A 26,119-nucleotide genomic window follows, 5' to 3' on the forward strand; every position below is an offset into this window, starting at 1 on the left:
TTCCGCGTGGTTTTCGAGTTCGACCTGTCAGGCAAGTGCCTGACGGGCGCTCCCACGTGGGCACTGTCATTCGATTCAGCCACTCGAAGCTGACCCTCCTCCTGCTGAGCAGGACCCGCGGAGGAGGGTGGCTCGAACCGGCCCCCTCCACGCGGTGACAGCGCTGTGAGGGCTTGCCGGAGGGTCCTGGCTTCCCACCGAATCTTCTGACATACAAAGGATTTCTCATGGCCAAGAGCCAGTTCGTGCGGACCAAGCCGCACCTCAACATCGGGACGATGGGTCACGTCGACCACGGCAAGACCACGCTGACCGCCGCGATCACCAAGGTGCTCGCGGAGCGCGACCCGAGTGTCAACCGCTTCGTCGCCTTCGACGGCATCGACCGTGCGCCGGAAGAGATGCAGCGCGGGATCACGATCAACATCTCGCACGTCGAGTACGAGACCGCGACCCGGCACTACGCGCACGTGGACATGCCCGGGCACGCCGACTACGTGAAGAACATGATCACCGGCGCCGCCCAGGTGGACGCCGCGATCCTGGTCGTCTCCGCACAGGACGGCGCCATGCCGCAGACGCGGGAGCACGTGCTGCTCGCGCGCCGGGTGGGCGTGCCGTACCTGGTGGTCGCGCTGAACAAGGCGGACATCGTCGACGACCCGGAGCTGCTCGACCTGGTCGAGCTGGAGGTCCGTGAGCTCCTCACGGAGTACGGCTTCCCCGGCGACGACGTACCGGTCGTTCGCGTGTCCGGACTGAAGGCGCTGGAAGGCGACCCGCAGTGGACCGCCGCGATCGGTGAGCTGCTGGACGCGGTCGACAACTACGTGCCGGTGCCGGACCGTGAGCTGGGCGAGCCGTTCCTGATGCCGATCGAGAACGTGCTCACCATCAGCGGCCGCGGCACGGTGGTCACGGGTGCGGTCGAGCGCGGTTCGCTGAGGCTCGGCGACGCGGTCGAGGTCGTAGGTCTCGGCCCGACGGTCACCAGCACGGCGATCGGTATGGAGACGTTCGGCAAGTCGCTGGAGTCCGCGGACGCGGGCGACAACGCGGCAGTGTTGCTGCGTGGCGTGAAGCGCGACGAGGTCCGTCGCGGCCAGGTGGTGGCGTTGCCGGGCAGCGTGCAGCCGCACCGGAAGTTCCGGGCGAACCTGCACGCGCTGTCCACGGCCGAGGGCGGTCGGCACACGCCGTTCGCCGCGGACTACCGGCCGCAGTTCTACTTCCGGACCACGGACGTGTCCGGCGGGATCGACCTGGGTGAGATCGCCCTGGTGATGCCCGGCGACACGATCGAGCTCGGAGTGGAGCTGGAGAAGCCGATCGCCATGAACGTCGGCCTCGGCTTCGCCGTCCGCGAAGGCGGCCACACGGTCGCCGCCGGCACAGTGACCGAACTGCTCGACTGAAGAACGGCCCTCGACCTCAACCGGTCGGGGGCCGTTTTCTGTGCCGCAGCCCCGCGGCGATCAACCGCTGCACCAGCTCGCGGCTGGTGACGGGTACGGCGCCGGCGGCGATCAGGTCGTCGTAGCGGTCACTGGGTACGTCGTAGTGGTCCCGGTCGAAGCCGCGGGCCGGAATGCCGGCTGCCTTCGCGAAGGTGTGGAGCTCCTCGTAGGACTCGTCACTGACCAGGTGCGACCAGACACGGTTCCAGGCCGGCCAGGCGGGCGGATCGATCAGGATCATTCGCGCGCGTCCTGGGCGTCGAGCAGGTTGCGCCAGGAGCGGACGAAACGGGAGTTCACGTACGCCTTCGTCCACGAGCCGTCCTGGCGGACCGACGTACCGACATGGAAACGCCGTACGCCGCTCTGGTACAGCCAGGGCACGTGTTCGGGCTGAAGACCGCCACCTGCCATCATCACGCCGGCTACCGCAGGGTCCTCCTTGGCCAGTTTGCACAGGTCGTCCAGACCGTGGCTGACACCAATAGACGAGCCAGCAGTCAGTACGCAGTCCAGACCGGGCAGGGTGCGCAGGGCACGCCAGGCAGCTTGCTGGTCGAGTACTGCGTCCACAGCGCGGTGGAACGTCCACGGCGTACCAGCGAACGTGCTGACCAGCGCAGACACCGACTCGGCGTCCACCTGGTTGTCCGGGGTCAGGAACCCGAGCACGAAGCCGTCCGCGCCTGCGGACAGGAACGACTGTGCTGTCGCGGTCAGCCGGTTCAGGTCGGCGCCGTTCGCGGTGAACGAGTTCTCCAGCCGCAGCATCACCCGCAACGGCAGGTCGGTGACCCGCCGGATCGCACTGACGGTCGACACCGACGGGCACAACCCGTCCGCCTCCATCGAGGCGCACAGCTCCAGCCGGTCCGCCCCACCCTCCTGTGCCGCCTCCGCATCCGCCGGATGCAGCGCGATGATCTCCAGCAACGAACCCATGCGGACATCCTCTCGCATATTCGTGTTGACCTGTCCGCAGACCTTCTGTATCGTTTTTCTAGAACGATTTAGAAGAACGATACAGACGAGGTGATCCAGATGGCGGGCGTGACGCTGAAGACCGTGGCGAAGGCCGTGGGCGTGTCGCCGTCGACCGTCTCGAACGCCTACAACAAGCCCGACCAGCTCTCCACAGCGCTGCGCGAGCGGATCCTGGCCACCGCCCAGGAGCTCGGGTACGCCGGACCTGACGCTTCGGCGCGCGCCCTGCGCAGCGGGAAGGCCGGTGCGGTCGGGGTGCTGTTCACGGACAAACTGGCCTACGCCTTCTCGGACCCGTACGCGGTCGGCTTCCTGGCCGGGCTCGCGGAGGTCGCCGAGGAGTTCGCGACCAGCCTGCTGCTGATGCCGCTCAGTTCCACGGACATCGTCGGCGGCAGCACTGCCGTCCAGCAGGCCGCGATCGACGCGGCGGCGATCTTCTGCGTGCCGGGCGGTCATCCGGCGCTCGACATCCTCGCCAACCGCGGCATCCCCGCGGTGTCGACCGATCGGGGCGACCACCCGGACCTGTCCTGGGTCGCGATCGACGAGGTCGAGGCGGCCGCGCAACTGGGCGAGCACCTGGCCCGGCTCGGTCACCGCGACGTCGTCGTACTGGTCGACAACGCGCAGGCAGCCGGCGGCCGGCCGGTGGAGCTGACGCTCGACGAGGTCGGGTACACCGACTGCGAGCTGCGGATCCAGGGCCTGCAGAAGGCGATGCCGGACGCGCAACTGCGGATCGTCTCCGGCGGCCACAACGCGATCGCTTCCGGACTGCGGGGCGCGGAGTTCGCGCTCGACTCGCAGCACCGCCCGACGGCGATCGTCGGACTGAGCGACATCCTGGCGCTCGGTGCACTGGAGGCGATGAAGGTCCGGGGACTGACCCCGGGTCGCGATCTGAGCCTGGCCGGATTCGACGACATCCCCGCCGCGTCGGCGGCCGGGCTGACGACGGTCCGGCAGCCGATCAAGGACAAGGGGCGCGCGGTCGGCCGCATCCTGCTCGACCCGGCCAGCACCGAACGCCAGCTACTGATGCCGACGCAGCTGATCGTCCGCTCCAGCAGCGGACCGGCACCCAAGCGCTGACAACTCCACACACCTCCCTGGGACCACTCGGTTCCCGGGTCGATCAATCACGCTCTCAGGAGGGAGCAGAATCATGACGCACTTCATTGCCGGCAACACCGCCGTCGAGAACGCCCTCAACCTCGCCCAGTCGGCCCTCCCGAACGCTCCCCAGCAGCCGCACGACGAGCCCGCACCGCGGCGCTCGTTCGCGGTCCGTGTCCGGATCGGCGCCGTACTGCGCACCGTCGCCGAACGCGAGGTCCGCCTCGCCAACCGCATCGACCCCACCTGCTCCGTCAGCTGACCCAACTTTGAGAAGCCACCGTCCATTTCCGCCGCCGAAATCTGGTTGGTGGCTTCTCAAAGTTCATCGCTGTGGAGGTGGAGACGTCTCGGCCGCGTGGATTTGTCGGTGGCGTCTGGCACTCTGAAGGGCGATGAACGAGCCAGGGGTGTTGCTGAGTGCGCGGGCGATGGTGCTTCATGATCTCGCCGCGCGCGGCTTCGACGACGCGGTGATGGTGTCCTTGCTGGAAGACGCCGTCGCCGGTCGCCAGTGGTGGCTGGACCAGTGGCCGGACGGTGCCGAACACATCGCCGGCCTGGTCGCGCAGGACGTCCAGGACCGCCTGGTCGACTCCGGGGTCCGCTGGCCGCGCTGCACCGCCTGCGACGACCTGCACGACCACGAGCTCCGCATCGAGCCCGAGCTCGGCCCTGACCCGCAGTGGGTCTGCGAACGCGCCGGCATCTCCGTCGCACCCCTGGGGCGCCTCACCTGACCCCTCCGGGTAATACCTGATTGCTCTACATGTAGCCAGACTACTATTGTCTGTCTACATGATGGTCCTGAACGCGCTCCGGGCGACGGCCGGAGTCCATGCGCTGGCGATCTGCGTGCAGCCCGTCGTCGCGGGGGTCTACCTGAACGGCTCCCCCGCCGGCCTGCGGCTGCACGAACCGATCGGGCTGGCCCTGGCCTTCCTCGGACTGGCGCAGTTGCTGCTGGCAACGATCTGGTGGCGGACCGGCGGACGTTGGACCGCGCCCGCGGCGAGTCTGCTGATCCTCGCGGGCGAGGTCGTCCAGATCGCCATGGGTTACAGCCGCCAGTTGGCGATCCACGTCCCGCTGGGCATCGCGCTGGTCGGGGCCACCGTCGCGTTCGCGTTCTGGGTCAGCAAGCGACAGGTGGTCGCCGCATGATCACCCTCGAGCCGCAGCCGGCGGCCAAGGTACGTCGGCCGCGCGCCAGCCTGCAGGTCCTGCGAATCACCCTGGTTCTGCACGCCGCGTTCGTGATCGCACAGCCGATCGCGGCCGGCTACTTCCTGTCCGGCAACGTCGACGCGATGACCAACGTGCACAGCACGCTCGGCGGCACCATCTGGATGATCGCGCTCCTCCAGACCGTTGCGGCCGTCTGCTACACGCTCGTCGGCCGCGGCCGGATCTGGCCGATGCTGGTGTCCCCGCTCCTGGTCGTCGCGGAGTTCGTCCAACTCACCTTCGGCTACCTGCAGAACTTCGCCGTACACGTCCCGCTCGGGACCGCGATCGTCGGCGCCGTCTGCTGGATGACGGTCTGGTCCTTCCGCCGCACCGCACGCCTGAACCGCCGGGAGGCGAAACGATGAAGATGTCCCGCCGCGGGTTCATAGGTGTCGCCGGCGCCGCCCTGACCCTGAGTAGCTGCGGCCAGGAAGCCAAGCCATCACAGGCCGGAGAACTCCTGCGCAGCAAGGCGAAACTGCCCACACCCTTCCAGGCCCCGCTGCCGATCCCACCGGTCAAGAGGCCGACCCGCTCCGACGCGAAGGCCGACTACTACCAAGTCGTCCAGCGCAAGGCGAGCATGGAGATCCTCCCCGGCCTCAAGACCGAGATCATGGGGTACGACGGCCTACTGCCCGGCCCCACCTTCGACGTACGCAGTGGACGCACCACCGTGGTCGACCAGGTCAACGAGCTCGACGTGTCGACCGTGGTCCACCTGCACGGCGGCCACACGCCCGCACCGAGTGACGGCTGGCCGCTCGACCTCATCATGCCCGCGAACGGACAGCACGCCGGCCACCACATGTCCGGCGGCGACATGACCATGGGCAAGCGCACCTACACGTACCCGAACACGCAGCGCGCCGCGACCCTCTGGTACCACGACCACACGATGGACTACACCGCACCACAGGTCTACCGCGGACTGTTCGGCCTGCACATCATCCGGGACGACGAGGAGGAGAACCTCCCGCTACCGACGGGCGATCGGGAGATCCCGCTGGTGATCGCGGACCGAGCGTTCGACGCGGACGGGTCGTTCTTGTACCCGGCCGCGAAGGACGGTCCCGGCGTCGAGTCGGCGTACATGGAAGGCGTCGTCGCCGACGTCACGCTGGTCAACGGCGCGCCGTGGCCGGTGCACGAGGTGGATGCGGTCCGGTACCGCTTCCGCATCCTCAACGCCAGCAACGCCCGCCGGTACGAACTCGCTTTCGACAAAGGGCCCGCGAGGTTCGTGCAGATCGGCAGCGACGGCGGCCTGCTCGACAAACCGGTCGAGCACAAGACGTTGGTGATCGCGCCGGCCGAGCGGTTCGACGTGGTCGTGGACTTCTCGCAGTACCAGCCGGGCGACGAGGTCACCGTCGTCAACAAGCTCGACAGCAACTCCGGCGTACTGCGCTTCAAGATCGCCCGCAAGGCCGCCGACGACACCAGCATCCCGGCAACGCTCTCGTCGTACGCCGTGACTCCCCGGCCGGCCGGCATCGTACGGCGCTCGTGGCGGTTCCGTCGCGGTGACGCCGGGGGCCACCGGGGCTGGACGATCAACGGGAAAGCGTTCGACCCCGCGGTGATGCAGGCGCAGGTGAAGCTGGACCAGTACGAGATCTGGTCGTTCGTCACCGACGTACACCATCCGGTGCACGTCCATCTCGCGCCGTTCCAGGTCCTCACCCGGGGCGGGAGCACCAAGCTGTCGGCGTACGACCACGGCTGGAAGGACACCGTCGACATCCGTCCCGCCGAGGTGGTCGAGGTCCTGGTGAAGTTCACCGCCCACAAGGGCAAGTACCTGATCCACTGCCACAACCTCGAACACGAGGACATGGCCATGATGGCCGCCTTCGAAACGATCTAGGTACGACGGAGCAGCCGCACCGCGAGCGCCACCGTCCACGCCCAGCCGATCATCACGGTCAGACGCTGGAACAGGCCACCGACCTCGACCAGACCACTCACCTGATTGAACGCCGCGCCGGCCAAGGCGAAACAAGTCACGTACGCCGTTGCGCTGAGCAACGAATACCAGAACCAGGCGCGCCCGTGACCACGGGACAGGACGACCTGCGCCGCGGCGAGGCAGACGAAGCCGGGCAGCGAGAAGCCGTCGTGCAACGCTCCCAGGGTGGTGTAGTCCACGGCCGGCGGCGTACCGATCGGGAAGCCGCTCACCGGGTCGGTCCGGAACAGCCCGGCACCGAGCAGCCCGACTCCCCAGGCGCCGATCAGTACGGCGCCGACCCGGAAGCCGGACCGCCCGACACCGACGGCGAAAGCAACCGTCAGCACTCCCACGACGAGGAAGTTGACGACCTGGATCCAGCCGGCCGGTCCGAGCTCGAGTGAGCTGACCGGGTGGCGGAGTGCGTCGTACCCCGATCCCTTGAAGGCGCCTTCGAGCAGGAAGACAACGACGAAGAGCGGACCGGCGACAAGTCCGCAGCGGAGCAGGGTGCGGTTCATCAGCGGGTGCCGGCGGCGAGGGCTTCGGTGGCCTTGGCGTGTAGGGCCGTGCGGTCGACGCCGGCTGCTTGGATGGTGCGGGCCACGCGGCCGCGGTCGGCTTCGAGGAGGCCCACCAGGATGCGCATGGAGCCGAAACGGGCCATCTTCGGTGGGGCGTCCATCGCGCGGCGGAGCATCAGCTTGGTCGACTCGCCGATCTGCGGGTCGCGGGCCCGGTCCGGCGTTGCCTCTGGCAACAGTCCCGTCCGGACCGCGATGCCGGCGACGGCCAGGCTCTGCTCCCACTCGCGGCTCAGCGCGGCCCGGATCGTGTCCTCGGTCAGTCCGGCATCGGCCAGCAACCGCGCGGCCGGCGAGTCCTCGAGGGCGGCGAGGGCGAGCAGCACGTGCTCGGCCTCGATCGTCCGGGAACCGTCCTGGCGAGCCTCGGCGCGCGCCGCGCGCACCAGGATCGCGCGCACGTCCTTGTGGTCCGACATCAGCGCCTCCTCAGGGCAACACCGGCGGCGACCAGCCGCCGGGCGTGTTTCTTGTGCACCGCCTGCCGAGTGACCCCCAGCACCTCGGCCACCTCGGACCAGCTCCAGCCGGCCCGCATCGCCTGCTCCACCTGGCTGTCCTCCAGCCGGTCGGCCAGCCGACGCAGCGCCACCACCGCGGCGAGTCCGGCCGCGGGGTCCTCGGGATCCACCAACTCCGTCATTCAAGCAACCTAGGTTGACAACCTGGCGTTGTCAACCTCGGTTGCTTAATCGCGGGGTTGACGAGCCCGGCCGACTTTGCCTATATTCAACACATCGGTTGATCAAGGGAATGGTTGATAAAGATGATGGTTGATGCTGATCAGCTTGATCGGGCGTTCGCGGCACTGGCCGACCCGGTCCGGCGAGCGATGATCGCGCGGCTGTCGCGCGGCCCGGCCACCGTGAACGAACTGGCCGAACCGTTCCCGATCACCAAGCAGGCGGTGTCGCGGCACATCCAGGTGCTCGAGGCCGCCGGGCTGATCACCCGGACCCGGGACGGCCAGCGCCGCCCGTGTCACCTGGTGCCGACCGCCCTCGAAGCACTGACGAGCTGGATCGACGAGTACCGGCTCGAAACCGAACGCCGCTTCCGCCGGATGGAAGCACTATTGAAGGAGAAGGAATCATGAGCGGGACAACCATCAACACCCCTGCCGGCACCCCCTTCGTCGAGGTGACGCGCGAGTTCGCGGCGACGCCGGCGCAGCTGTTCAGGGTCATGACCGACCGCGAGCTGGTGAGCGAGTGGCTCGGCCCGCGCGACCTCGACGCGACGATCGAGGAGTACGACGTACGGACCGGTGGGAAGTACCGGTACATCCACCGCGACGACTCCGGTGAGTACGCGTTCCGCGGCGTCTTCCACGCCGTCGAGCAGGACAAGCTGATCATCCAGACCTTCGAGTGGGAAGGCGCGCCGGCCGAGGTCTGCATCGAGAAGATGACCCTCGAGCCGACCGAGAACGGCGTACGGCTGCACCAGCAGTCGGTGTTCCCGTCCGTCGAGGCCCGCGACCAGTCGATCGAGTACGGCATGGAGAGCGGCATCAACGACTCGATGGACCGCCTGGCCGAACTGCTCGCCAAGGAGAGCTGATCATGAGCCAGGTCGTCGTCGACATCTCGGTGTCGCTGGACGGCTACGTCACCGGGCCCGACGCCGGCATCGGCAACGGCCTCGGTGACGGCGGCGAGGCCCTGCACGACTGGGTCTTCCACGGCACCGACGCGGACCGCGCCGTCCTGGACGCCGCCTTCGCCTCGAGCGGAGCGGTCGTCCAAGGCCGGAACCTGTTCGACGTGATCGACGCCCCGGGCGGGTGGAGCGACGAGATGGGGTACGGCGCGAAGCCGACCGGCGAGGTCAATCCACCGGTCTTCGTCGTCACCCACACGCCGCCTGCGCAGACCCGCTTGGGCGATCGATTCCGCTTCGTGGGCAGCCCGGCCGAGGCGATCGCACAGGCCACAGAGGTTGCCGACGGCAAGGACGTCTATGTGATGGGCGGCGGGCAGATCTGCCACGCGATGCTCTCCGAAGGGCTGGCCGACGTACTGCGGTTGCACCTGGCTCCCGTCGTACTCGGAGGCGGGACCCGGTTGTTCTCCGCCGAAGCAGCGCCGGCGTACGCGCTCGAACTGATCGAGGCCGTGTCGACACCGGCCGCGCAGCACCTCACCTATCGAGTAGTGAAGGAGCAGTAGTCATGGGAAACGTCATCGCGTCGGCCGTCGTTTCGCTGGACGGGTTCGTGGCCACCACCGAGGACGAGGTCGGGCCGCTGTTCGACTGGTACAACAACGGTCCGGTCGAGATCTACGGGACCGATCCGGGCCGCCCGTTCCATGTCAGCCAGGCGAGTGCTGACTACATGAACACGTCCTGGGGCAACGTCGGCGTCGTGCTGTGCGGCCGGCGTCTGTTCGACATCACCAACGGCTGGGAAGGTATTCCGCCGTTCGGCGAGCACGTCGTTGTCGTCACGCACCAGCCGCCGACCGACTGGCCGTTCCCGGACGCGCCGTACGCCTTCGCGAGCGGGATCGAGGAGGCCGTTGCCAAGGCCCAGGAGTTGGCCGGCGACCGCGACATCTCGCTGGCCGCGGGCAACCTGACCGGGCAGGCCTTGCGGGCCGGTCTGGTCGACGAGCTCTCGTACAACCTCGTCCCGGTCATCTTCGGAACCGGCAAGCGCTTCTTCGGCGACTACGCCGACGAACAACTCCTGCTGGACGACCCGAAGGTGGTCGAGGGCGACCGTGTCACCCACCTGCACTACCGCGTCAGGAAGGGATGATCCGCGATCACCGTTTTGGAGCCTGGGGTGATCTCGGTGAAGCCGGCGTCCTGGACTACGGGGAGGTCGGTGGTCAGGAGGTGGTTCCAGTGGGGCGGGTTCGCGGTGCGGACCGCCAGGGCGAAGTCGGCTGCTGCCCATTCTTTGCGGGCTTCGGGTGAGAGGGCCCACCAGGCCAGTTGGGCGGCATGCCCACACTGCGCCATCGCCTTGCCACTGGACATTTCCAGGGCTGGGTTGACCCACAGGACCGGTACGCCGGGTTCGAGCGGCGGGAGGTCGGCGGTGTCCTCGAAGTCGGTGCCTGTCACCTGGAGCTTGAACAACTCGGGCGGTACGTCGTCCACCCCGGTAGGCGGAAACACCCGAACCTCCGCCGTACCTCCGTGCATCGTGATGCCCGGCAACGCCTCTGCGCGGCGCCACTCGGCGCCGCGGGCTCGCTTGGTGATCTTGCGGATCCGGTTGTCCTGCCAGGCCGCCATGGCCGGCGCCCACTCGCCCTCGCCGTGCGAGCGCTCGTCGGCCAGGATCGCGAGCACCGCCCGCGCCGCCGTCTCCAGCGCGTCGGTCTGCGTCGGTCGCGCGTTCTTCTCGACCCGCACCACAAGCGTCAACACCTGTTCCACGCCGCGAGTCTGCCAGGACCCCCGATGCACTACGGTGACCGACCTCGGTTAAACGAACGTTCGACAGTGAGGCCACGGCAAGACGATGACGCGGAAGATCACGAGAGTTCCCCAACTGTCCCCGGAGTGCGGAGTCAACCTGGCGATCCTGGCCATGGCGGCCGATCTGCCCGGCGACCGCAACTCGGCGGAGATGATGGCGGAGTGCGCCGAGGACCTGGCCACCCACGGTCAGACCGCTGACGCACTGGAATGGTTCTCGCGCATCGTCGAGGGCGGCGAGCCGGAGCTCGGGCCGCATGCGGCACTCCGGATCGCCGGACTGCTCGTCGACTACGACCTCGAGACTGCGCAGGCCGCACTGCGGTACGCCGCCGACAACGGGACCGGCGACGTTGCCGAGTTCGCCGCCGACAACCTGCGGATCCTGACCGAGCACGAGGTGCCGCCGCGCACGGAGCCGGCCACCGTCGAAGAGGTCGTCGGCCGCACCGCCATGGCGCGGGGCGTGATACTGAACGTCGAAGGTGACCCCGCCGCAGCGTCCGAGGCTCTTGAGCAGGCCACCGAATGCCCGGTCCCCGACATCGCCGCGTCCGCGGCGTTCGAGCTGGGCAATCTGCTCGAGGACGACGGCGACCTGACGGGAGCGCAGGCCGCCTATCGGCAGGCGGCCGAGCTTCGCCGGCCGCGCGTGAGCGGTCAGGCCGCCATCAACCTGGGGCTGGTACTGAGCAAGCAGATGGATGTCCGCGGCGCCCACGCCGCGTACGGCCTCGCGGTCGAGGTCGGCGATCCCGATGACGTTGCCAAGGGCAATGATCTGCTGGAGCAGCTCGCCGCGCTGGGTGATCTGGACGAGGTGCACGCACGTGCCCAGCAGCTGGATCTGACCGACCCCGACCTGGTCGGCGGGAGTGCGGTCGCGGCCGGCGAGAAGTTCCTCGGCGACGGCGACCTGCAGTCCGCACTCCGGGCCTTCGAGAAGGCCATGGACACCGGCCACCCGATCCACGCGCCCGAGGGCGCCGCCTGGGTCGCCGCGGCGTTCTACCAGGTGGAAGGAATGCGTGGCGCCGAGGCCGCGATCGGGCGGCTCTCCGAGATCGGCCGGGCGGACCTGACGCCGCGGGGCTGGTTCATGTTCGGTTGCCGGCTGGTGAACGGCGGCAACGTCAAGGACGGCGAGAACGCGTGGAAGCGGCCGGTCGGTGATGCTCGCGCGGCCGCGGAGTGCGGGCGGCACGTCGTACGCGGGAAGCTGGCCAAAGCAGAGACGGCGTTCGAGGAGGTACTCACGGCGGCCCCGGACCTGGCCGGTCACCTCGGCGGTCTGACGCTGGAGGTCGGCGACCTGTACACGGGTCACCGCGCCCAGGCGACGTACGAGCTCGCTCTCAGGTTCGGTGAGCGTGCCGAGCTGCCCTGGCTGATCGAACAGGCGCGCGCGAGTCTGGCTCGTTGAGACGTACGTACGAGTTGTAGGTTGGCCTCATGCAGCAGTACCTGGATCTTCTTCGGCATGTGCTGGACAACGGGGCGGAGAAGGGCGACCGGACCGGGACGGGCACGTTGAGCGTGTTCGGGTACCAGTCGCGGTACGACCTGCGGGACGGGTTCCCGGCGGTGACGACGAAGAAGCTGCACCTGCGGTCGGTGATCGGCGAGCTGATCTGGTTCCTCAGCGGCTCGACGAACGTCAAGTGGCTGCACGAGAACAACATCTCGATCTGGGACGAGTGGGCCGACGCCGACGGTGACCTGGGTCCGGTGTACGGGTACCAGTGGCGGTCCTGGCCGACGCCCGACGGGCGGCACGTGGACCAGATCGCCAACCTGATCGCGTCGATCAAGAAGAACCCGGACTCCCGCCGGCACATCGTGAACGCGTGGAACGTGGCCGACGTGGACGACATGGCGTTGCCGCCGTGTCACACGATGTTCCAGTTCTACGTCGCGGACGGCCGGCTGTCCTGCCAGCTCTACCAGCGGTCGGCCGACATCTTCCTGGGCGTGCCGTTCAACATCGCGTCGTACGCGCTGCTCACCCACATGGTCGCGCAGCAGACCGGGCTCGAGGTCGGCGACTTCGTGCACACCCTCGGTGACGCGCACCTGTACCTGAACCACCTGGACCAGGCCCGCCTGCAGCTCACCCGCGAGCCACGGCCGCTGCCGACCCTCCAACTCGCGCAGCGCGACTCGATCGACGGGTACGAGATCGCCGACGTCGAGCTGATCGGCTACGACCCGCACCCCGGTATCAAGGCCCCCATCGCCGTATGAGCATCATCCTGATCGCCGCGGTCGGACGGAACGGTGTGATCGGGCGGGACAACGACCTGCCCTGGCGGATCCGCGAGGACCTGCAGCGGTTCAAGCAACTCACCCTCGGCCACACCCTCGTGATGGGCCGCAAGACCTACGACTCGATCGGCCGCCCGCTCCCGGGCCGCCGTACCGTCGTCGTCACCCGGCAACCCGATTGGTCCGCGGACGGCGTCGACGTCACGCACTCCCTCGAAGAGGCGTTGAAGTACGACGGCACGCTGTACGTCGCCGGCGGCGGCGAGATCTACCGCCAGGCCCTCCCGTACGCCGACGCCCTCGAACTCACCGAGGTCGACCAGTCCCCCGATGGCGACGTCACCTTCCCGGAACTCGACCCGGCGACCTGGATCGAGACCGCCCGCGACCCCCACGACGGCTTCTCCTTCGTTAGCTATCGCCGCAGCTAACAACGAGTAGGCAACAGCGCCACCAGGAAGACCTGGAACCGCGTAGATTGTGTGCGCGTCACGGAGGTATCCAGGCGCGCATCTCGGAGGGGAACACGATGACTGAAGCCGACAACACCGCTGCTCAGCCCGCTGCCGCGCAGCAGGCTGCGGCACCGCTGCAGCCGCCGACGGCCACCGCGCCGGGACTGATACTGACCGCACCGCCACCGTCACAGCCGGTGGCCGAGACCGCCGCGCCGAGTATGGCTCCGGCCGTCGACCCGGCCGCGTTGCCGGGGCTCGACACCAAGGTGGACACCTTCCTGACCGCGCTGATGGCGGCCGAGCCGCGCTCGCCGGAGTTCGCGTCGAAGGCCACGGACGTGCGCAGCATGGGCGACCTCGACATCCGCGCCGCGGCCGAGAGCTCGAACCGGCTGCTCCAGTCGCCGGTGCGGGCGCTGCAGGAAGGCGGCCTGTCGGAGGGTTCGACCGTCGGCAAGACGCTGCTGGAGCTGCGCCGTACGGTCGAGGACCTGGACCCGAAGGAAGCCACCGGGGTGAAGAAGCTCCTCGGGATGATCCCGTTCGGAGACAAGATCGAGGACTACTTCCGCAAGTACCAGACCGCGCAGAGCCACCTCGAGGGCATCCTGCACGCCCTGCGCAACGGCCAGGACGAGCTCGGCAAGGACAACGCCGCGCTGAACCTGGAGAAGCAGCAGCTCTGGGACGCGATGACGCGGCTGAACCAGTACGTGTACGTCGCCGAGCGTCTCGACGCGCGACTGTCCGCGGCGATCGCGGAGCTGCAGACGACCAACCCGGACAAGGCGAAGGCGTTCCGCGAGGACGTGCTGTTCTACGTCCGGCAGAAGCACCAGGACCTGCTCACCCAGCTGGCCGTGTCGATCCAGAACTACCTGGCCATCGACATCGTGATCAAGAACAACATCGAGCTGATCAAGGGCGTCGACCGGGCGTCCACGACCACGGTCTCGGCGCTGCGTACGGCGGTCATCGTCGCGCAGGCGCTCGGTAACCAGAAGCTCGTACTGGACCAGATCACCGCACTGAACACGACCACCAGCGGGATGATCGAGCGCACCTCGGAGATGCTGCGCGACAACTCGGTGGCGATCCAGCAGCAGGCCGCGTCCGCGACGATCGGGCTGCCGCAGCTGCAGGCCGCGTTCGCGAACATCTACGCCACCATGGACGCGATCGACACGTTCAAGGGCGAGGCGCTGGACAACATGGCCGCGACGATCGGCACGCTGGAGAACGAGGTGACCAAGTCCCGCGGGTACCTGGACCGGGTCTCCCAGCAGAACCAGCAGGTCGTCCACGGCAGCCTCGACCTCAACCTCGATCGCTGACCCACACCACCACCTGGAGACGGGGGACTGCATGGCGCTCGGTGACTTCTTTGCGCGGCTGACCGGTCGCAAGGAGGAGCCCGAGCCTGCCCCGGTGCCCCGGCCGCCGACGAACGACGACCTGCTGGCGGCGCTGATCCGGGTCGAGCAGCTGGTCGCGGGCGGCGCCGTACCGGCCGTCGTCGCGTCGCGGGTCGCCCGGGTGGTTCGCGTCGTACGGGAGACCATTCCGCGGCTCGGGAACCTCGGCGGCAGCGTGCAGGCGTACTCCGTGATGGCGACGGCGACCGACTACCTGCCGGAGGCGATCGGCGGGTACCTGCGGCTGCCGCGGCAGTGGGCCGACACGCGTCCGGTGGACCGCGGCAAGACGTCGCTGATGATCCTGATCGACCAGTTGGACCTCTTGGCCGCGACGATGGACAAGGTCTTCGACGCGGTGAACCGCGCCGACGCGGCGGCACTGATCGCCCACGGCAGGTTCCTGCAGGAGAAGTTCGGCACCGGTTCCACCGGCGGAGGCTTGGCACTCGGCCCGACCGGGTCGACCCCGCCGCCCGACATGGGACCGGCGGGACCACTGGCACCACCACCTGGACGAGGAGGGTCATGAGCGGCGCGGGGGGAAAGTCTCTGCAGCAGGCGTTGTCCGAGCTGCTCGTGGTCGCCGGCCGCGCCGGTGTCGCGGACGATCGAGCCCGGTCGGAGGCGTTGGCGCTGGCGGCAGCACTGGCCGAGTCGGCATCCGGTGCGCCCGCCGACTGGGGCAAGGTGTTCGAGGGCGCGACGACGCAGGACTTCTTCGACGCCGCCGTCCGTGGACGTCGCTGGCGCGGCGCTCCGACGGCTGTCCTGACCGAGCTGATCGCGAGTGGGTCGGCGGAGAAGGCGGCGTACGCCGAAGCCCTGGCGGAGGTCGCGTCCGCGGCCTGCACGTTGGGTGAGCCCACGATGCGCGTCGTCGGCAACGCGTCGGTGGCAGCTGCGGCGCAGCTACAAGCTGCTGGTGCCCGTCCGCTGCAAGTTGCGTCGACCCCGCAACCGAAGACCCAGGAAGCACCGCAAGCAGAAGAAGCAGTAGAGGAAGAGCCGACCAAGACGGTTGAGGAGCTGCTGGCTGAGCTGGACGAGCTGACCGGGCTGGCTCGGGTCAAGCGCGAGGTGCACCGGCAGGTCGCCGTACTGCGGGTCGAGAAACTTCGGACCGAGGCGGGCCTGAAGAGCCCGACGATCACGCGACACCTGGTGTTCGTGGGGAATCCGGGCACCGGGAAGACGACCGTCGCGCGGCTGGTGAGCGGGATCTACAAGGCGCTCGGCCTGCTGTCGAAGGGGCAACTCGTCGAGGTCGACCGGTCCGAGCTCGTCGCCGGGTACCTCGGGCAGACCGCGACGAAGACCGCCGAGGTGGTCGCCTCCGCCGCCGGCGGCGTGCTGTTCATCGACGAGGCGTACAGCCTGACCGCGGGCGACCTGGGCGCCGACCAGTACGGACGGGAAGCCGTCGACACGCTGGTCAAGGAGATGGAGGACCGGCGCGACGACCTGGTCGTGATCGTTGCCGGGTACCCCGAGCCGATGGAAGTGTTCATCGCCGCGAACCCCGGGCTGGCCAGCCGGTTCCGGACCACGATCGAGTTCGAGAACTACAGCGACGACGAGCTCACCGACATTCTCACCGGGCTCGCCGAGGCCGCGGACTACGAGCTGGTGCCGGAGGCTGTGGACAAGTTCCACGAGGTGCTCGCGACGACCGCGCGGGACAGTTCCTTCGGCAACGGGCGGTTCGCGCGCAACGTGCTGGAGGCCGCGATCGGCCGGCAGGCCTGGCGGCTCCGCGACGTACCGGCACCCACGACGCCCCAACTGCGTCAGATCCTCGCCGAGGACCTGAGCGAGCAGGCTGACGAGCAAGGAGAAGAGGCGTGACCCAGACGCAGAGTGCGCCGCCCGCGACCGTGCCGACGGCCCCGCCGCCGGGCACGACGCTGCCGGCGCCGAACGCCAGGACCGCCGGTCCACGCGGCGCCGTCGCGGAGTGGTTCGAGGGCACGCCGGGCCGGATGCGCGCGTTCCTGATCCTGGCCGCCGCGATGAGCGTGGTGTTCGGCCTCGCCGCAGCGCAGGGCTTCAGCCAGTCCGACGGCGCCCTCGACCGGGCGCAGGCGAACACCGCGCAACTTGTCCGCATCCAGGCGATCCACACCAACCTGGTCAGCGCGAACGCCGATGCCACCAACGCGTTCCTGGTCGGCGGTCTCGAACCGCCGGACCAGCGTGCGCACTTCGTCAACTCGCTAGCCGCTGCCGCCGAGCTGATCGCCGAGGCCGCGACCGCGCAGCCCGCGGACCGCGACGTGCTCGGCGCGCTGAACAAGACGCTGATCACGTACGGCGGCCTGATCGAGCAGGCCCGGGCCAACAACCGCCAGGGCCTCCCGATCGGTTCGCAGTACCTGAAGGACGCGAACTCGGTGCTGCAGGACGACTCGCTGCCGCTGGTGAAGGCGCTGGTCGAGGCGAACGAGAAGCGCGTCGACACCGAGTTCGACGGGATCAGCAGGGGCACCATCTGGGTCCTCGTCGGCGGTCTGCTGAGCCTGGTGGTCTTCGCGATCACACTCCGCTGGCTGGCCCGCCGTACGCACCGCTACCTCAACGCCCCGATCGCCGCCGGCGCCGCCCTCGTCCTGCTGACCACTGTCATCGGCGGGGTTTCACTCGCCGGCGCGTCGAACTCGGCGAAGGACACGCGGAGTTCCGAGTACGACCGGACCTTGGCGCTGTCCCGCGCCCGAATCGCGGCGTACGACGCCCGCTCGAACGAGAGCCTGACACTGATCGCCCGCGGCTCCGGAGACGCCTTCGACAAGGCGTACACCGCAGCGGCCGCCCAGGTGGACGAGCAACTGGGGAAGGCCTCCGGTACCACCGGAGGGCTGCAGCAGAGCTGGAGCGTGTACAAGGGCGTGCACAGCAAGGTCCGCGAGGCCGACACCGCCGGCAAGTGGGACGACGCGGTCAAGATGGCCGTCGGCGGCCCAGAAGCCGGTAGCAACGACTCGGCGCAGGCGTTCAAGACGTTCGACACTTCGTCGTCTGCGCAGCTGACGTCGAGCAGCGATGCGGTGTCGAGCGAGCTGAAGGATGCGCGCGACGGGCTCCCGCCGATCGGCTGGCTCGGCGTACCGATCGGCATCCTCGCCGCACTACTGGTCGCCTGGGGCATGTCGCAGCGTCTGGAGGAGTACCGATGAAGAAGCTGATCCCGATCGCCGTCGCCACCGCCCTCCTGCTGACCGCCTGCGGCAACGGCAACTACGCCGCAACGCAGATCCCCGCAGGACCTCAGGCGCCGGCGACGTCCGCCGCGCCCGCGGCAACGGAGTGCACGGCAGCCGAGAAGGCCGCAGCGCTGGAGTCCTACGAGCCCCAGGGCACGCTGCCGGCGCCGGGCGCCATGCCGGCCGGGACGACGATGGCGAAGATCCAGGCTCGCGGCCGGCTGATCGCCGGCGTCTCCGCCGACAGCCTGCACCTCGGTTCCCGGAACCCGATCAGCGGCAAGATCGAAGGCTTCGACATCGACATGGTCAAGGCCGTCGCGAAGGCGATCTTCGGCACCGACGTCGGCCACCTCGAGCTCCGGGTGATCTCCAGCCCGCAGCGCATCCCCTTGCTGGAGAACAAGAGCGTCGACATCGTCGCTCGGAACATGACGATCAACTGCGAACGCTGGAAGCGGATCGCGTTCTCGGCGGAGTACTACCGGTCCGGCCAGAAGACGCTCGTGCAGCGGGACTCGACTGCCACGAGTATCAAGGACCTGTCGGGCAAGACGATCTGTGCCCCGGCCGGCTCGACCAGCCTGGACAACCTGAAGAAGGCGAACCCGGCGATCAAGCCCATCACGGCCGACACGGACACCGGCTGCCTGGTGCTGTTCCAGCAGGGCAAGGCGGACGGCATCAGCGGTGACGACACGGTGCTGGCCGGGGATGCCGCACAGGATCCCTACGCGAAGGTGATCCTGGGCGAGCGGTTCAGCGAGGAACCGTACGGCCTCGGGATCAACAAGGAGAACGTCGACTTCGTCCAGTTCGTGAACGGAGTTCTCGCGCAGATGAAGACGCCTCCGGCCGCGGGAGGTGTGAGCCCGTGGATGGCTTCCTACAACACGTGGCTCGGCACGGACCTGGGCGAGTTGAAGGCCCCGCCGACACCCGCCTACGGCCGATGACCGTTCGTGCGCCGATTGTCTCGGCGCCTCCGCCGCCGGGGAGGATGGGGAGCAGTGTTCCTGCTACGGAGCTGCTCTCGTACCTTGGTGTGCTCGGGGAGTGGCGGGATCGGCGGAAGGCGGAGCTGGACGAGCTGGATCAGGCCGCCCTGCACTCGCCCGACGGGGACGCTCTGAGTGCTGACATCGTGCTCAGCATGACGGTCTGGAAGGCGGTCTCGGACCGGTACGAGTTGATCCTCGTCACCTGGGACTCGGGCCGGGTCGGGCAGACGGAGACCGAGCGGATCTCCACGCTGATCTGGGGCGGCCTGGACGCCGGCGGCGCGGGCGGTTCGCTCGCCGTTTCGTTGCCCGAGGCCTGCAAACTGTCGGACGCGCTGGCGTCCAGCCTGCGCGCGAAGCTCATGCTCCAGCCCGGCGACGCAGACCTCGCCGCCCGGCTGCGGCAGCTGCGTGCGCAGGTGGAGCGGATCAGCGACCTGGTCAAGCAGGAGCCGGCGAACGTCCGCAACGACGCGCTCGCGAAGCACCACGACCTCGACCGCCGGCTCGTCGACCTGACCGACCGCAACAAGCGTGGCGCCGATATCGGCGGGCTGATCGGCCCGCTGGACATGGACGCGGCGCGCACGGAGCGGGATCTGATCGTCGGCGCCGCCACCCGCAAGGAACGCGCCGCCGACGTCGCCCGGGCCCGCACCGTACGCGGCGAGCTGGAAGCTCAGGGCAAGGCTGTGCGCGCGTTGGCGGACAAGGCGGTCGCGACGGTCAGTCCGGCCCCGCGTCTCGCCGTACCGGATGTGACCGCGCTCGGGCCGGTGCCGAACACCCCGGCCGAGCTGGAGAAGTACCTGACCCGGCTGGACGCCGTACGGCGGGCGCTCGGTCAGGCGCAGGCGGCGTACGGCACCGCGCTGCAACGACGTGACGAGTTGACCCAACTGCTGGACGCCTATCAGGTGAAGGCGGCAAGTGTTGCCCCGGGCAACGAAGATCTCGCCGAGCTGTACCGGCGCGGCCGAGCGGTGATCGAGACCGAGCCGGTGGAACTGGCTCGCCTCGGCGCACTGGTAGCGGCCTACCAGGCCTACCTGGAAGGGACGAAATGACGACCAACACCGCCTGCACCCAGCCGGGCTGTACCGGCTCCATCGTGGACGGGTACTGCGACGTCTGCGGCTCCCCCGCGGCCACGTCGACGAGTGCCGGTGCCGCTGCGCCGGCTGCTGTCTCTACGACTGGTGCGTGCACGCAGCCGGGCTGCACGGGGACCTATGTCGACGGGTACTGCGACGTGTGCGGCTCCCCCGCACCGGGCGGCGGCACCGCGGCCAGCGGCGAGCCGGACGCGCTCAGCACGGTGTCGACCGTCTCCCGCGCCTCGAACCGGCTGGCCTCCACGCCACTCGGCTCGGCGCGTGCGGGACAGGCCGGCTCGAAGCTGACCCGCAAGCTCGGTACATCGTCCACCCGGCTGCGCGGCGCGCGGCTCGGTGCCGGACTGACCCACGTACCGACGATCCCGGCGATCGACGCGAGCAAGGCGATCCTGGCCAACCCGATGGTCCCGGAGGACCGCCGGAACTGCCCGAGCTGCGGCCACGCGGTCGGCCGTTCCCGCAACGATCAGCCGGGCCGGACCGAGGGGTTCTGCCCGAACTGCCGCAACCGGTTCTCGTTCTCGCCGAAGCTGCAGGACGGCGACCTGGTCGGCGGGCAGTACCTGGTCCGCGGCTGCCTGGCGCACGGTGGTTTCGGCTGGATCTACCTGGCCCAGGACCAGAACGTGTCCAACCGCTGGGTCGTCCTGAAGGGCCTGCTGAACTCCGAGGACCCGGACGCGGTCGCGGCCGCGATCGCCGAGCAGCAGTTCCTGGCCCGAGTCGAGCACCCGCTGATCGTCGAGATCTACAACTTCGTCACCCACGACGGCGCCGGCTACATCGTCATGGAGTACGTCGGCGGCACCTCGCTGAAGACGCTGCTCAAGCAGCGGATGTCCGCCAACAACGGCCAGTACGACGCGCTGCCGATCGACGTGGCGATCGCGTACCTGCTGGAGATCCTGCCGGCGTTCTCGTACCTGCACGACCTCGGCCTGGTGTACTGCGACTTCAAACCGGACAACATCATCCAGGTCGGTGACGCGGTCAAGCTGATCGACCTCGGCGGTGTCCGGCGGATCGACGACCTGGACTCGGCGATCTACGGCACGGTCGGCTTCCAGGCGCCCGAGGTCGCCGAGGTCGGACCGTCGGTCGCCTCCGACATCTACACGCTCGGCCGGACGCTGTGCGTGCTCGCGATGGAGTTCCGCGGTTACCAGAGCCGGTTCATCGACACGCTGCCGCCAGTGGCCGACGTACCGCTGTTCCAGAAGTACGACTCGGTGTTCCGCCTGCTGGCCAAGGCGTGCGCGAAGGACCCTGCGGACCGGTTCCAGTCCGCCGACGAGTTCCGCGTGCAGCTGCTCGGCGTACTGCGGGAGGTCGTGGCCGACAAGCAGGGCGTCAAGGCGGCCCAGCACTCGGCGTCGTCGCTCCTGTTCGGTACGCCGGGCGACAGGGCCGCCGGACTGGGCGAGGCGGCCCAGCCGTGGCAGCAGCTGCCGTCGCTGGCGCCGGACGACAGCGACAAGATGGCCAGCTGGCTGAAGACGGTCAGCGTGCCGGACCCGGCGAAGCGGCTGGAGCTACTGGTCGACGCGCCGGAGCAGTCGGCGCAGACGCTGCTGGAGGTCGCAGAAGCAGCGCTGGAGGTCGGGCCCGAGCGCTACGACATGGTCGACACCGCGGTGGCCGACCTGCTCAACGAGGACCCGTGGGAGTGGCGTGCGGTCTGGATGGCCGGACTGGTCGCCCTGGCCCGTGGCGACTCGAAAACGGCGCAGTCCGCGTTCAACGCCGTCTACGGCCAGGTGCCGGGTGAGCTGGCGCCGAAACTGGCGCTGGCGATCGCCTGTGAGCACAGCGGCGAGTTCGACGTTGCCGAGGGCCTCTACCTCACCTGTGCGCGCACCGATGCCAACTACATCGCACCCTCGGCATTCGGCCTGACCAACATCAGGACCTCGCGCAACGACCTGGACGGTGCGCTCAACGCGCTCGACCTGGTGCCGCGGACCAGCGGCGAGTACGTACGTGCTCGTCGCCAGCGAGCCGGTGTACTGGCAGGATCGGGGCGTGGCCTTCCCGCGCTCGCCCAGGCGATGGACAGCATCGCGACGCTGACCATCGACCCGGTCGACCGGGCCAACCTGGCCGCGAACGTGTTCCGGACCGCGCTCACCGAGGTCCAGCAGTCAGGTCCGCAGGAAGCTCTGCGGATCGACGGACGGGCAGCCACCGAGACCTCCCTGCGGGACGGGCTCGAGGCCACCTACCGGCTGCTGGCCGACCAGGCGCAGACCCGGCCGGAACGGATCGCCCTGGTCGACCAGGCCAACGAGGTTCGAGGATGGACGTTGCGATGACGAGTACGACCGACACGGTCTGCCCCAGCTGCGGCGGGACGGTGTCCGAGGCGGACCTGTTCTGCGAGGCCTGCGGCGCCGAGCTGAAGCCGGGGACCGCCCCGACCTCACCGGCACTGGACACCGACACCGAGCCGACCGTGGAGATCGGCGCGGTGGCCGGTGCGGAGCCTGCAGCCCCCGGCCCGTGCCGGTCGTGCGGCGGAACCGTCAGCGCGGACGGGTACTGCGAGACCTGTGGCACCAAGGCGGCCAAGCCGCGCGACCACTTCGAGGAGCAGCCCACAGCGTGGGTGGCCGGAGTGTGCGACCGCGGCATCCGGCACAGCCGGAACGAGGACGCGATGGCGATCGCCGCGGACGCCGAGCCGGGTAGCCGGGCGCTGCTGGTGGTGTGCGACGGCGTCAGTTCGTCACTCGACTCGGACGTCGCCTCACTCGCGGCCGCCCGGGCAGCGCGTGAGGTGCTCGAGGCCGGCCACGCGCAGGGCCTCGGCACCGAATCGTCGCGGGCGAGCGCGATCGCGGCCCGGCTCAAGGCGGCGGCCGACGCGGCGAGTGACGCCGTACTCGACAACACCAGTCCGGACAGCCCCAACCCGGCGTCCTGCACGTTCGTCGCGGCAGTCCTGGAGAACGGGCTGCTGGTGGCGGGCACTGTCGGCGACAGTCGCGCGTACTGGTTCCCGGACGCGGCCGAGCCGGTCGCACTGACCGTCGACGACTCGTGGGCGGCCGAGCTGATCGCCACCGGGGTCTCGCGCGAGGAGGCCGAGTCCGGTCCGCACGCGCACGCGATCACCCGCTGGCTCGGCAAGGACGCACCGGACCACACTCCACGGACCACAACCCTGCAGGTGAGCGGTCCGGGCTGGCTGCTGGTCTGCTCGGACGGCCTCTGGAACTACTGCTCGGAGGCGGCACCGCTGGCCGAGCTCGTACGTCAGACAGCTGCGGACAAGGGCGGCGAGCCGTTGGCCACCGCGTCCGCCCTGGTTGACTGGGCCAACGCCCAGGGCGGTCAGGACAACATCACCGTCGCGCTCGCACGGATTTAAGGAGAGGGACCCGAGATGGCCGACTTCACCGCCTCCGTTTACCAGAACGAGTTCCTGCCGGACGGCGGGACCGACGTGCACGCCATCGTCACGGTGAACTGCACCGGTGCCGGCGCCGCAGGGCAGTCCGGCAGCGGCGACGCGGGCGAGATCATCATCGTCGACACCTCCGGCTCGATGGGTCGCGACGGTGTCCAGGCGGCCGCATACGCCGCGCAGACCGCGCTCGACCAGATCCTCGACGGCGTCTGGTTCGCGGTGATCTCCGGCAACGACCGCGCGCAGCTGGCGTTCCCGCCGTCTGCGGAGCCGGTGATGGTCAAGATGGACCCGTACACCCGGCAGGCCGCCAAGGACGCCGTGTCCCGGTTCTACGCCGACGGCGGGACCGCGATGGGCACGTGGCTGCGGCTGGCGTCGCGGGTCTTCGCCACCGTTCCGTCGCTGACGCAGAAGCACGCCATCCTGCTGACCGACGGTGAGAACCAGCACGAGACGCCGCAGGCGCTGACCCAGACGATCGAGGCGGTGACCGGCCAGTTCCAGTGCGACACCCGCGGTGTCGGCGTGGCCTGGCAGGTGGACGAGGTACGCCGGATCGCGCAGGCCCTGCTCGGGACCGTCGACATCATCCCGGCGCCGGACCAGCTGGCCGCCGAGTTCTCCAAGCTGATCCAGAACGCGATGGGCCGTGGCGTCGCGCAGGCCGATCTGCGCGTCTGGGCGCCGCAGGGTGCTGAGGTGCTGTTCGTCCGGCAGGTCGCACCGACGGTCGAGGACCTGACGTCCCGGCGTACGTCGATCAACCCGTTGACGGGGTCGTACCCGACCGGCTCGTGGGGTGACGAGTCCCGCGACTACCACGTGGCGATCCGGCTGGCCGCGAAGGCGGTCGGGCAGGAGCAGCTCGCGGCACGCGTCCAGCTGGTGCTGGGCAACGACAACGTCGCGCAGGGCCTGGTGAAGGCGCTGTGGTCCGCGGACGAGGCGCTCACCACCCGGATCAACCCGGAGGTCGCGCACTACACCGGACAGACCGAGCTGGCGCAGGCGATCCAGGACGGTCTGGCCGCGAAGGCGGTCGGCGACACGGCGACGGCGACCACGAAGCTCGGTCGCGCGGTGCAGCTCGCCGCTCAGACCGGCAACGAAGAGGCGACGACGCGGCTGCGGAAGGTTGTCGAGATCGACGACCAGGATACGGGTACGGTGCGGCTGAAGCGGACGGTCGAGAAAGCCGATGAGATGGCGCTCGACACGGCCTCCACCAAGACCACCCGGGTGCGGAAATGACCGTGAACTGTCCCAGTGGACATCCGTCCACCTCCACCGACTACTGCGACGTCTGCGGCCTCCCCATCCCGGCCGGGGCACCAGCGAGCAGCGCGGACCCCGCTGCGTCGGCGGCGCCCGCCCCTGACCCCGGTTCCTCGGCGACCCCTCCCGCCGCCCCGGCTGCGCAGGCCTGTCCGAACTGTTCGGAGGCGGCCGCCCCCGACGCGTTGTTCTGCGAGAGCTGCGGTTACGACTTCACCACCGGCACCATGCCGCGACCGGCCTCGTCGCTCGACCTGTCCTCCGGCCCTGCTCCGGCAACCCCACCGGCGACCCCGTCGGCACCGGCCGCGCTGGCCGAGTGGGTCGTCGAGCGCTGGGTCGACCCGGACTGGTACGCCGTACAGCAGAGTGACGACCCGTGTCCGTCACCGGGGCTGCCGACGGTGATCCCGCTGACCGAGAAGAGCCTGCTGATCGGCCGGCCGTCCCGTAGCCGCGGCATCTCGCCGGAGATCGACTGCGGCGACGACACCGGCGTCAGCCGCCGGCAGGCCCAGCTGACCACCGACGGCCAGCGCTGGTGGGTGGAGGACCTGCAGTCCTCCAACGGCACGTACGTCGCCTCCGCCGCCGGACCGCTCCCGGAGACCCCGATCATCCCGGGCCAGCGGCAGGAGCTGAACCCCGACGACCGTGTCTACGTCGGCGCCTGGACCCGCCTCGTGGTCCGCAAGGCAACCCCGGAGGAGCAGGCCGGACAGGCCTAGGCCTTTGCGCTGGGCTGGGCCGGTTTGGTCCAGCCCGGCAACGGGTTGAAGCACAGCCACTCGATCACGGCCGAGCCGACCACGATCGGGATCGCCCACGACCACCACTGGTGCGGCAGGGAGACGACCGCGATCGCGGTCCACAGCGCTATCCAACCGCCGCCGTACCCGCGCAGGACGCCGCGGTACCAGAGCCCGCCGGGCGCCTCGGCCGCGCGCTGGCCGATGTACACGAACAGGTACGACGCGATCGTGATCGGCCAGAAGTACCAGAGCCGGCCCCAGTCGTACGGGACCATCACGAGCGCGGTCAGGCAGACCCCCGCGATCGCCCAGTGGTAGACCTCGCCGGCCCAGTTCAGCCCGTGGCGGCGCAATGTGAGCACGATCGCCAACGGGCCGAACACCACTGCGAGCACACCGGCCAGGACATGCAGAATCAGAGCGATGTCACGCATCGCCCCGCTCCCCCAAAACTCTC

The 26,119-nt window shown here is 69.2% G+C and carries 31 protein-coding genes; 24 read left to right on the top strand and 7 right to left on the bottom strand.

Annotated elements, in window-relative coordinates; translation table 11 throughout:
- The first annotated feature begins 227 nt into the window (after positions 1 to 227).
- Positions 228 to 1,415: an elongation factor Tu gene (tuf, locus tag OHB24_RS04780; protein WP_327637721.1), complete on the top strand. Its 1,188-nt coding sequence runs from the start codon at positions 228 to 230 to the stop codon at positions 1,413 to 1,415.
- A gap of 16 nt (positions 1,416 to 1,431) precedes the next feature.
- On the opposite strand, the gene OHB24_RS04785 is transcribed toward tuf, so the two are convergent.
- A complete protein-coding gene (locus tag OHB24_RS04785) occupies positions 1,432 to 1,698 on the bottom strand; it encodes a DUF4031 domain-containing protein (protein ID WP_327637722.1) in 267 nt (88 codons plus the stop codon).
- The gene (locus tag OHB24_RS04790) at positions 1,695 to 2,399 is read right to left on the bottom strand and encodes a copper homeostasis protein CutC (RefSeq protein ID WP_327637723.1); all 705 of its coding nucleotides are present in this window, start codon (positions 2,397 to 2,399) and stop codon (positions 1,695 to 1,697) included. The genes OHB24_RS04785 and OHB24_RS04790 overlap by 4 nt, the downstream gene beginning before the upstream one ends.
- Before the next feature lie 99 nt (positions 2,400 to 2,498).
- Here OHB24_RS04790 and OHB24_RS04795 point away from each other — a divergent pair, with 99 nt between their 5' ends.
- The 6 genes from OHB24_RS04795 to OHB24_RS04820 all read left to right on the top strand — a co-directional run bounded on the left by OHB24_RS04795 (position 2,499) and on the right by OHB24_RS04820 (position 6,660).
- Positions 2,499 to 3,536, top strand: a complete 1,038-nt coding sequence (locus OHB24_RS04795; RefSeq protein ID WP_327637724.1) for a LacI family DNA-binding transcriptional regulator — start codon at positions 2,499 to 2,501, stop codon at positions 3,534 to 3,536.
- Positions 3,537 to 3,609: 73 nt separating this feature from the next.
- Positions 3,610 to 3,822, top strand: coding sequence for a hypothetical protein (locus tag OHB24_RS04800; protein WP_327637725.1), 213 nt, complete (start codon positions 3,610 to 3,612; stop codon positions 3,820 to 3,822).
- A gap of 133 nt (positions 3,823 to 3,955) precedes the next feature.
- Positions 3,956 to 4,300, top strand: a complete 345-nt coding sequence (locus tag OHB24_RS04805; protein WP_327637726.1) for a hypothetical protein — start codon at positions 3,956 to 3,958, stop codon at positions 4,298 to 4,300.
- A 58-nt stretch (positions 4,301 to 4,358) separates the two neighbouring features.
- Positions 4,359 to 4,724, top strand: a complete 366-nt coding sequence (locus OHB24_RS04810; protein ID WP_327637727.1) for a hypothetical protein — start codon at positions 4,359 to 4,361, stop codon at positions 4,722 to 4,724.
- Complete coding sequence (locus OHB24_RS04815) at positions 4,721 to 5,155, top strand: hypothetical protein (RefSeq protein ID WP_327637728.1); 435 nt, start codon at positions 4,721 to 4,723, stop codon at positions 5,153 to 5,155. The genes OHB24_RS04810 and OHB24_RS04815 overlap by 4 nt, the downstream gene beginning before the upstream one ends.
- On the top strand, positions 5,152 to 6,660 hold the full coding sequence (locus OHB24_RS04820) for a multicopper oxidase family protein (RefSeq protein WP_327637729.1): 1,509 nt from the start codon (positions 5,152 to 5,154) through the stop codon (positions 6,658 to 6,660). The genes OHB24_RS04815 and OHB24_RS04820 overlap by 4 nt, the downstream gene beginning before the upstream one ends.
- On the opposite strand, the gene OHB24_RS04825 is transcribed toward OHB24_RS04820, so the two are convergent.
- The 3 genes from OHB24_RS04825 to OHB24_RS04835 are packed head-to-tail and all read right to left on the bottom strand — an operon-like array spanning position 6,657 to position 7,971.
- Positions 6,657 to 7,265 carry a DUF998 domain-containing protein gene (locus tag OHB24_RS04825; protein ID WP_327637730.1) on the bottom strand — a complete coding sequence of 203 codons (609 nt, stop codon included), beginning with the start codon at positions 7,263 to 7,265 and terminating at the stop codon, positions 6,657 to 6,659. The genes OHB24_RS04820 and OHB24_RS04825 overlap by 4 nt on opposite strands.
- The gene (locus OHB24_RS04830; RefSeq protein WP_327637731.1) at positions 7,265 to 7,747 is read right to left on the bottom strand and encodes a Clp protease N-terminal domain-containing protein; all 483 of its coding nucleotides are present in this window, start codon (positions 7,745 to 7,747) and stop codon (positions 7,265 to 7,267) included. The genes OHB24_RS04825 and OHB24_RS04830 overlap by 1 nt, the downstream gene beginning before the upstream one ends.
- Positions 7,747 to 7,971: a hypothetical protein gene (locus OHB24_RS04835; protein WP_327637732.1), complete on the bottom strand. Its 225-nt coding sequence runs from the start codon at positions 7,969 to 7,971 to the stop codon at positions 7,747 to 7,749. Before OHB24_RS04835 ends, OHB24_RS04830 begins: the two co-directional genes overlap by 1 nt.
- 123 nt (positions 7,972 to 8,094) lie before the next feature.
- Here OHB24_RS04835 and OHB24_RS04840 point away from each other — a divergent pair, with 123 nt between their 5' ends.
- Genes OHB24_RS04840 through OHB24_RS04855 form a run of 4 tightly spaced genes read left to right on the top strand, consistent with a single transcriptional unit; the run spans position 8,095 to position 10,092 of the window.
- Positions 8,095 to 8,424, top strand: coding sequence for an ArsR/SmtB family transcription factor (locus OHB24_RS04840; protein WP_327637733.1), 330 nt, complete (start codon positions 8,095 to 8,097; stop codon positions 8,422 to 8,424).
- Positions 8,421 to 8,891, top strand: a complete 471-nt coding sequence (locus OHB24_RS04845) for an SRPBCC domain-containing protein (protein WP_327637734.1) — start codon at positions 8,421 to 8,423, stop codon at positions 8,889 to 8,891. The genes OHB24_RS04840 and OHB24_RS04845 overlap by 4 nt, the downstream gene beginning before the upstream one ends.
- Positions 8,892 to 8,893: 2 nt before the next feature.
- Positions 8,894 to 9,499, top strand: coding sequence for a dihydrofolate reductase family protein (locus tag OHB24_RS04850; protein ID WP_327637735.1), 606 nt, complete (start codon positions 8,894 to 8,896; stop codon positions 9,497 to 9,499).
- 2 nt (positions 9,500 to 9,501) lie between these two features.
- On the top strand, positions 9,502 to 10,092 hold the full coding sequence (locus tag OHB24_RS04855; protein ID WP_327637736.1) for a dihydrofolate reductase family protein: 591 nt from the start codon (positions 9,502 to 9,504) through the stop codon (positions 10,090 to 10,092).
- On the opposite strand, the gene OHB24_RS04860 is transcribed toward OHB24_RS04855, so the two are convergent.
- The gene (locus tag OHB24_RS04860) at positions 10,071 to 10,721 is read right to left on the bottom strand and encodes a peptidyl-tRNA hydrolase (RefSeq protein ID WP_327637737.1); all 651 of its coding nucleotides are present in this window, start codon (positions 10,719 to 10,721) and stop codon (positions 10,071 to 10,073) included. The two genes, OHB24_RS04855 and OHB24_RS04860, sit on opposite strands and share 22 nt — an antisense overlap.
- Positions 10,722 to 10,806: 85 nt before the next feature.
- On the opposite strand from OHB24_RS04860, the gene OHB24_RS04865 reads away from it, so the two are divergent.
- The 13 genes from OHB24_RS04865 to OHB24_RS04925 all read left to right on the top strand — a co-directional run bounded on the left by OHB24_RS04865 (position 10,807) and on the right by OHB24_RS04925 (position 25,638).
- Positions 10,807 to 12,186, top strand: a complete 1,380-nt coding sequence (locus OHB24_RS04865) for a hypothetical protein (RefSeq protein ID WP_327637738.1) — start codon at positions 10,807 to 10,809, stop codon at positions 12,184 to 12,186.
- Positions 12,187 to 12,215: 29 nt separating this feature from the next.
- Complete coding sequence (locus OHB24_RS04870; RefSeq protein ID WP_327637739.1) at positions 12,216 to 13,007, top strand: thymidylate synthase; 792 nt, start codon at positions 12,216 to 12,218, stop codon at positions 13,005 to 13,007.
- A complete protein-coding gene (locus tag OHB24_RS04875; protein ID WP_327637740.1) occupies positions 13,004 to 13,459 on the top strand; it encodes a dihydrofolate reductase in 456 nt (151 codons plus the stop codon). Before OHB24_RS04870 ends, OHB24_RS04875 begins: the two co-directional genes overlap by 4 nt.
- A gap of 98 nt (positions 13,460 to 13,557) precedes the next feature.
- Positions 13,558 to 14,820 carry a toxic anion resistance protein gene (locus tag OHB24_RS04880; RefSeq protein WP_327637741.1) on the top strand — a complete coding sequence of 421 codons (1,263 nt, stop codon included), beginning with the start codon at positions 13,558 to 13,560 and terminating at the stop codon, positions 14,818 to 14,820.
- Positions 14,821 to 14,851: 31 nt separating this feature from the next.
- Complete coding sequence (locus tag OHB24_RS04885; RefSeq protein WP_327637742.1) at positions 14,852 to 15,433, top strand: hypothetical protein; 582 nt, start codon at positions 14,852 to 14,854, stop codon at positions 15,431 to 15,433.
- A complete protein-coding gene (locus OHB24_RS04890) occupies positions 15,430 to 16,749 on the top strand; it encodes an AAA family ATPase (protein ID WP_327637743.1) in 1,320 nt (439 codons plus the stop codon). Before OHB24_RS04885 ends, OHB24_RS04890 begins: the two co-directional genes overlap by 4 nt.
- Positions 16,746 to 18,077, top strand: coding sequence for a hypothetical protein (locus OHB24_RS04895; protein ID WP_327637744.1), 1,332 nt, complete (start codon positions 16,746 to 16,748; stop codon positions 18,075 to 18,077). Before OHB24_RS04890 ends, OHB24_RS04895 begins: the two co-directional genes overlap by 4 nt.
- Positions 18,074 to 19,060 carry a glutamate ABC transporter substrate-binding protein gene (locus tag OHB24_RS04900; protein WP_327637745.1) on the top strand — a complete coding sequence of 329 codons (987 nt, stop codon included), beginning with the start codon at positions 18,074 to 18,076 and terminating at the stop codon, positions 19,058 to 19,060. Before OHB24_RS04895 ends, OHB24_RS04900 begins: the two co-directional genes overlap by 4 nt.
- Before the next feature lie 44 nt (positions 19,061 to 19,104).
- Positions 19,105 to 20,172, top strand: a complete 1,068-nt coding sequence (locus tag OHB24_RS04905; protein WP_327637746.1) for a hypothetical protein — start codon at positions 19,105 to 19,107, stop codon at positions 20,170 to 20,172.
- Entirely contained in the window at positions 20,169 to 22,535 is a 2,367-nt protein-coding gene (locus tag OHB24_RS04910; RefSeq protein ID WP_327637747.1) for a serine/threonine-protein kinase, read from the top strand. The genes OHB24_RS04905 and OHB24_RS04910 overlap by 4 nt, the downstream gene beginning before the upstream one ends.
- On the top strand, positions 22,520 to 23,593 hold the full coding sequence (locus OHB24_RS04915) for a PP2C family protein-serine/threonine phosphatase (protein WP_327637748.1): 1,074 nt from the start codon (positions 22,520 to 22,522) through the stop codon (positions 23,591 to 23,593). Before OHB24_RS04910 ends, OHB24_RS04915 begins: the two co-directional genes overlap by 16 nt.
- A 15-nt stretch (positions 23,594 to 23,608) precedes the next feature.
- Positions 23,609 to 24,886 carry a vWA domain-containing protein gene (locus tag OHB24_RS04920; RefSeq protein WP_327637749.1) on the top strand — a complete coding sequence of 426 codons (1,278 nt, stop codon included), beginning with the start codon at positions 23,609 to 23,611 and terminating at the stop codon, positions 24,884 to 24,886.
- Positions 24,883 to 25,638 carry an FHA domain-containing protein gene (locus OHB24_RS04925; protein ID WP_327637750.1) on the top strand — a complete coding sequence of 252 codons (756 nt, stop codon included), beginning with the start codon at positions 24,883 to 24,885 and terminating at the stop codon, positions 25,636 to 25,638. Before OHB24_RS04920 ends, OHB24_RS04925 begins: the two co-directional genes overlap by 4 nt.
- Here the strand turns inward: OHB24_RS04925 and OHB24_RS04930 are convergent.
- A complete protein-coding gene (locus tag OHB24_RS04930; protein WP_327637751.1) occupies positions 25,635 to 26,096 on the bottom strand; it encodes a hypothetical protein in 462 nt (153 codons plus the stop codon). The genes OHB24_RS04925 and OHB24_RS04930 overlap by 4 nt on opposite strands.
- Positions 26,097 to 26,119 lie beyond the last annotated feature (23 nt).

Source organism: Kribbella sp. NBC_00482, assembly GCF_036013725.1.
Classification (GTDB): Bacteria; Actinomycetota; Actinomycetes; order Propionibacteriales; family Kribbellaceae; genus Kribbella.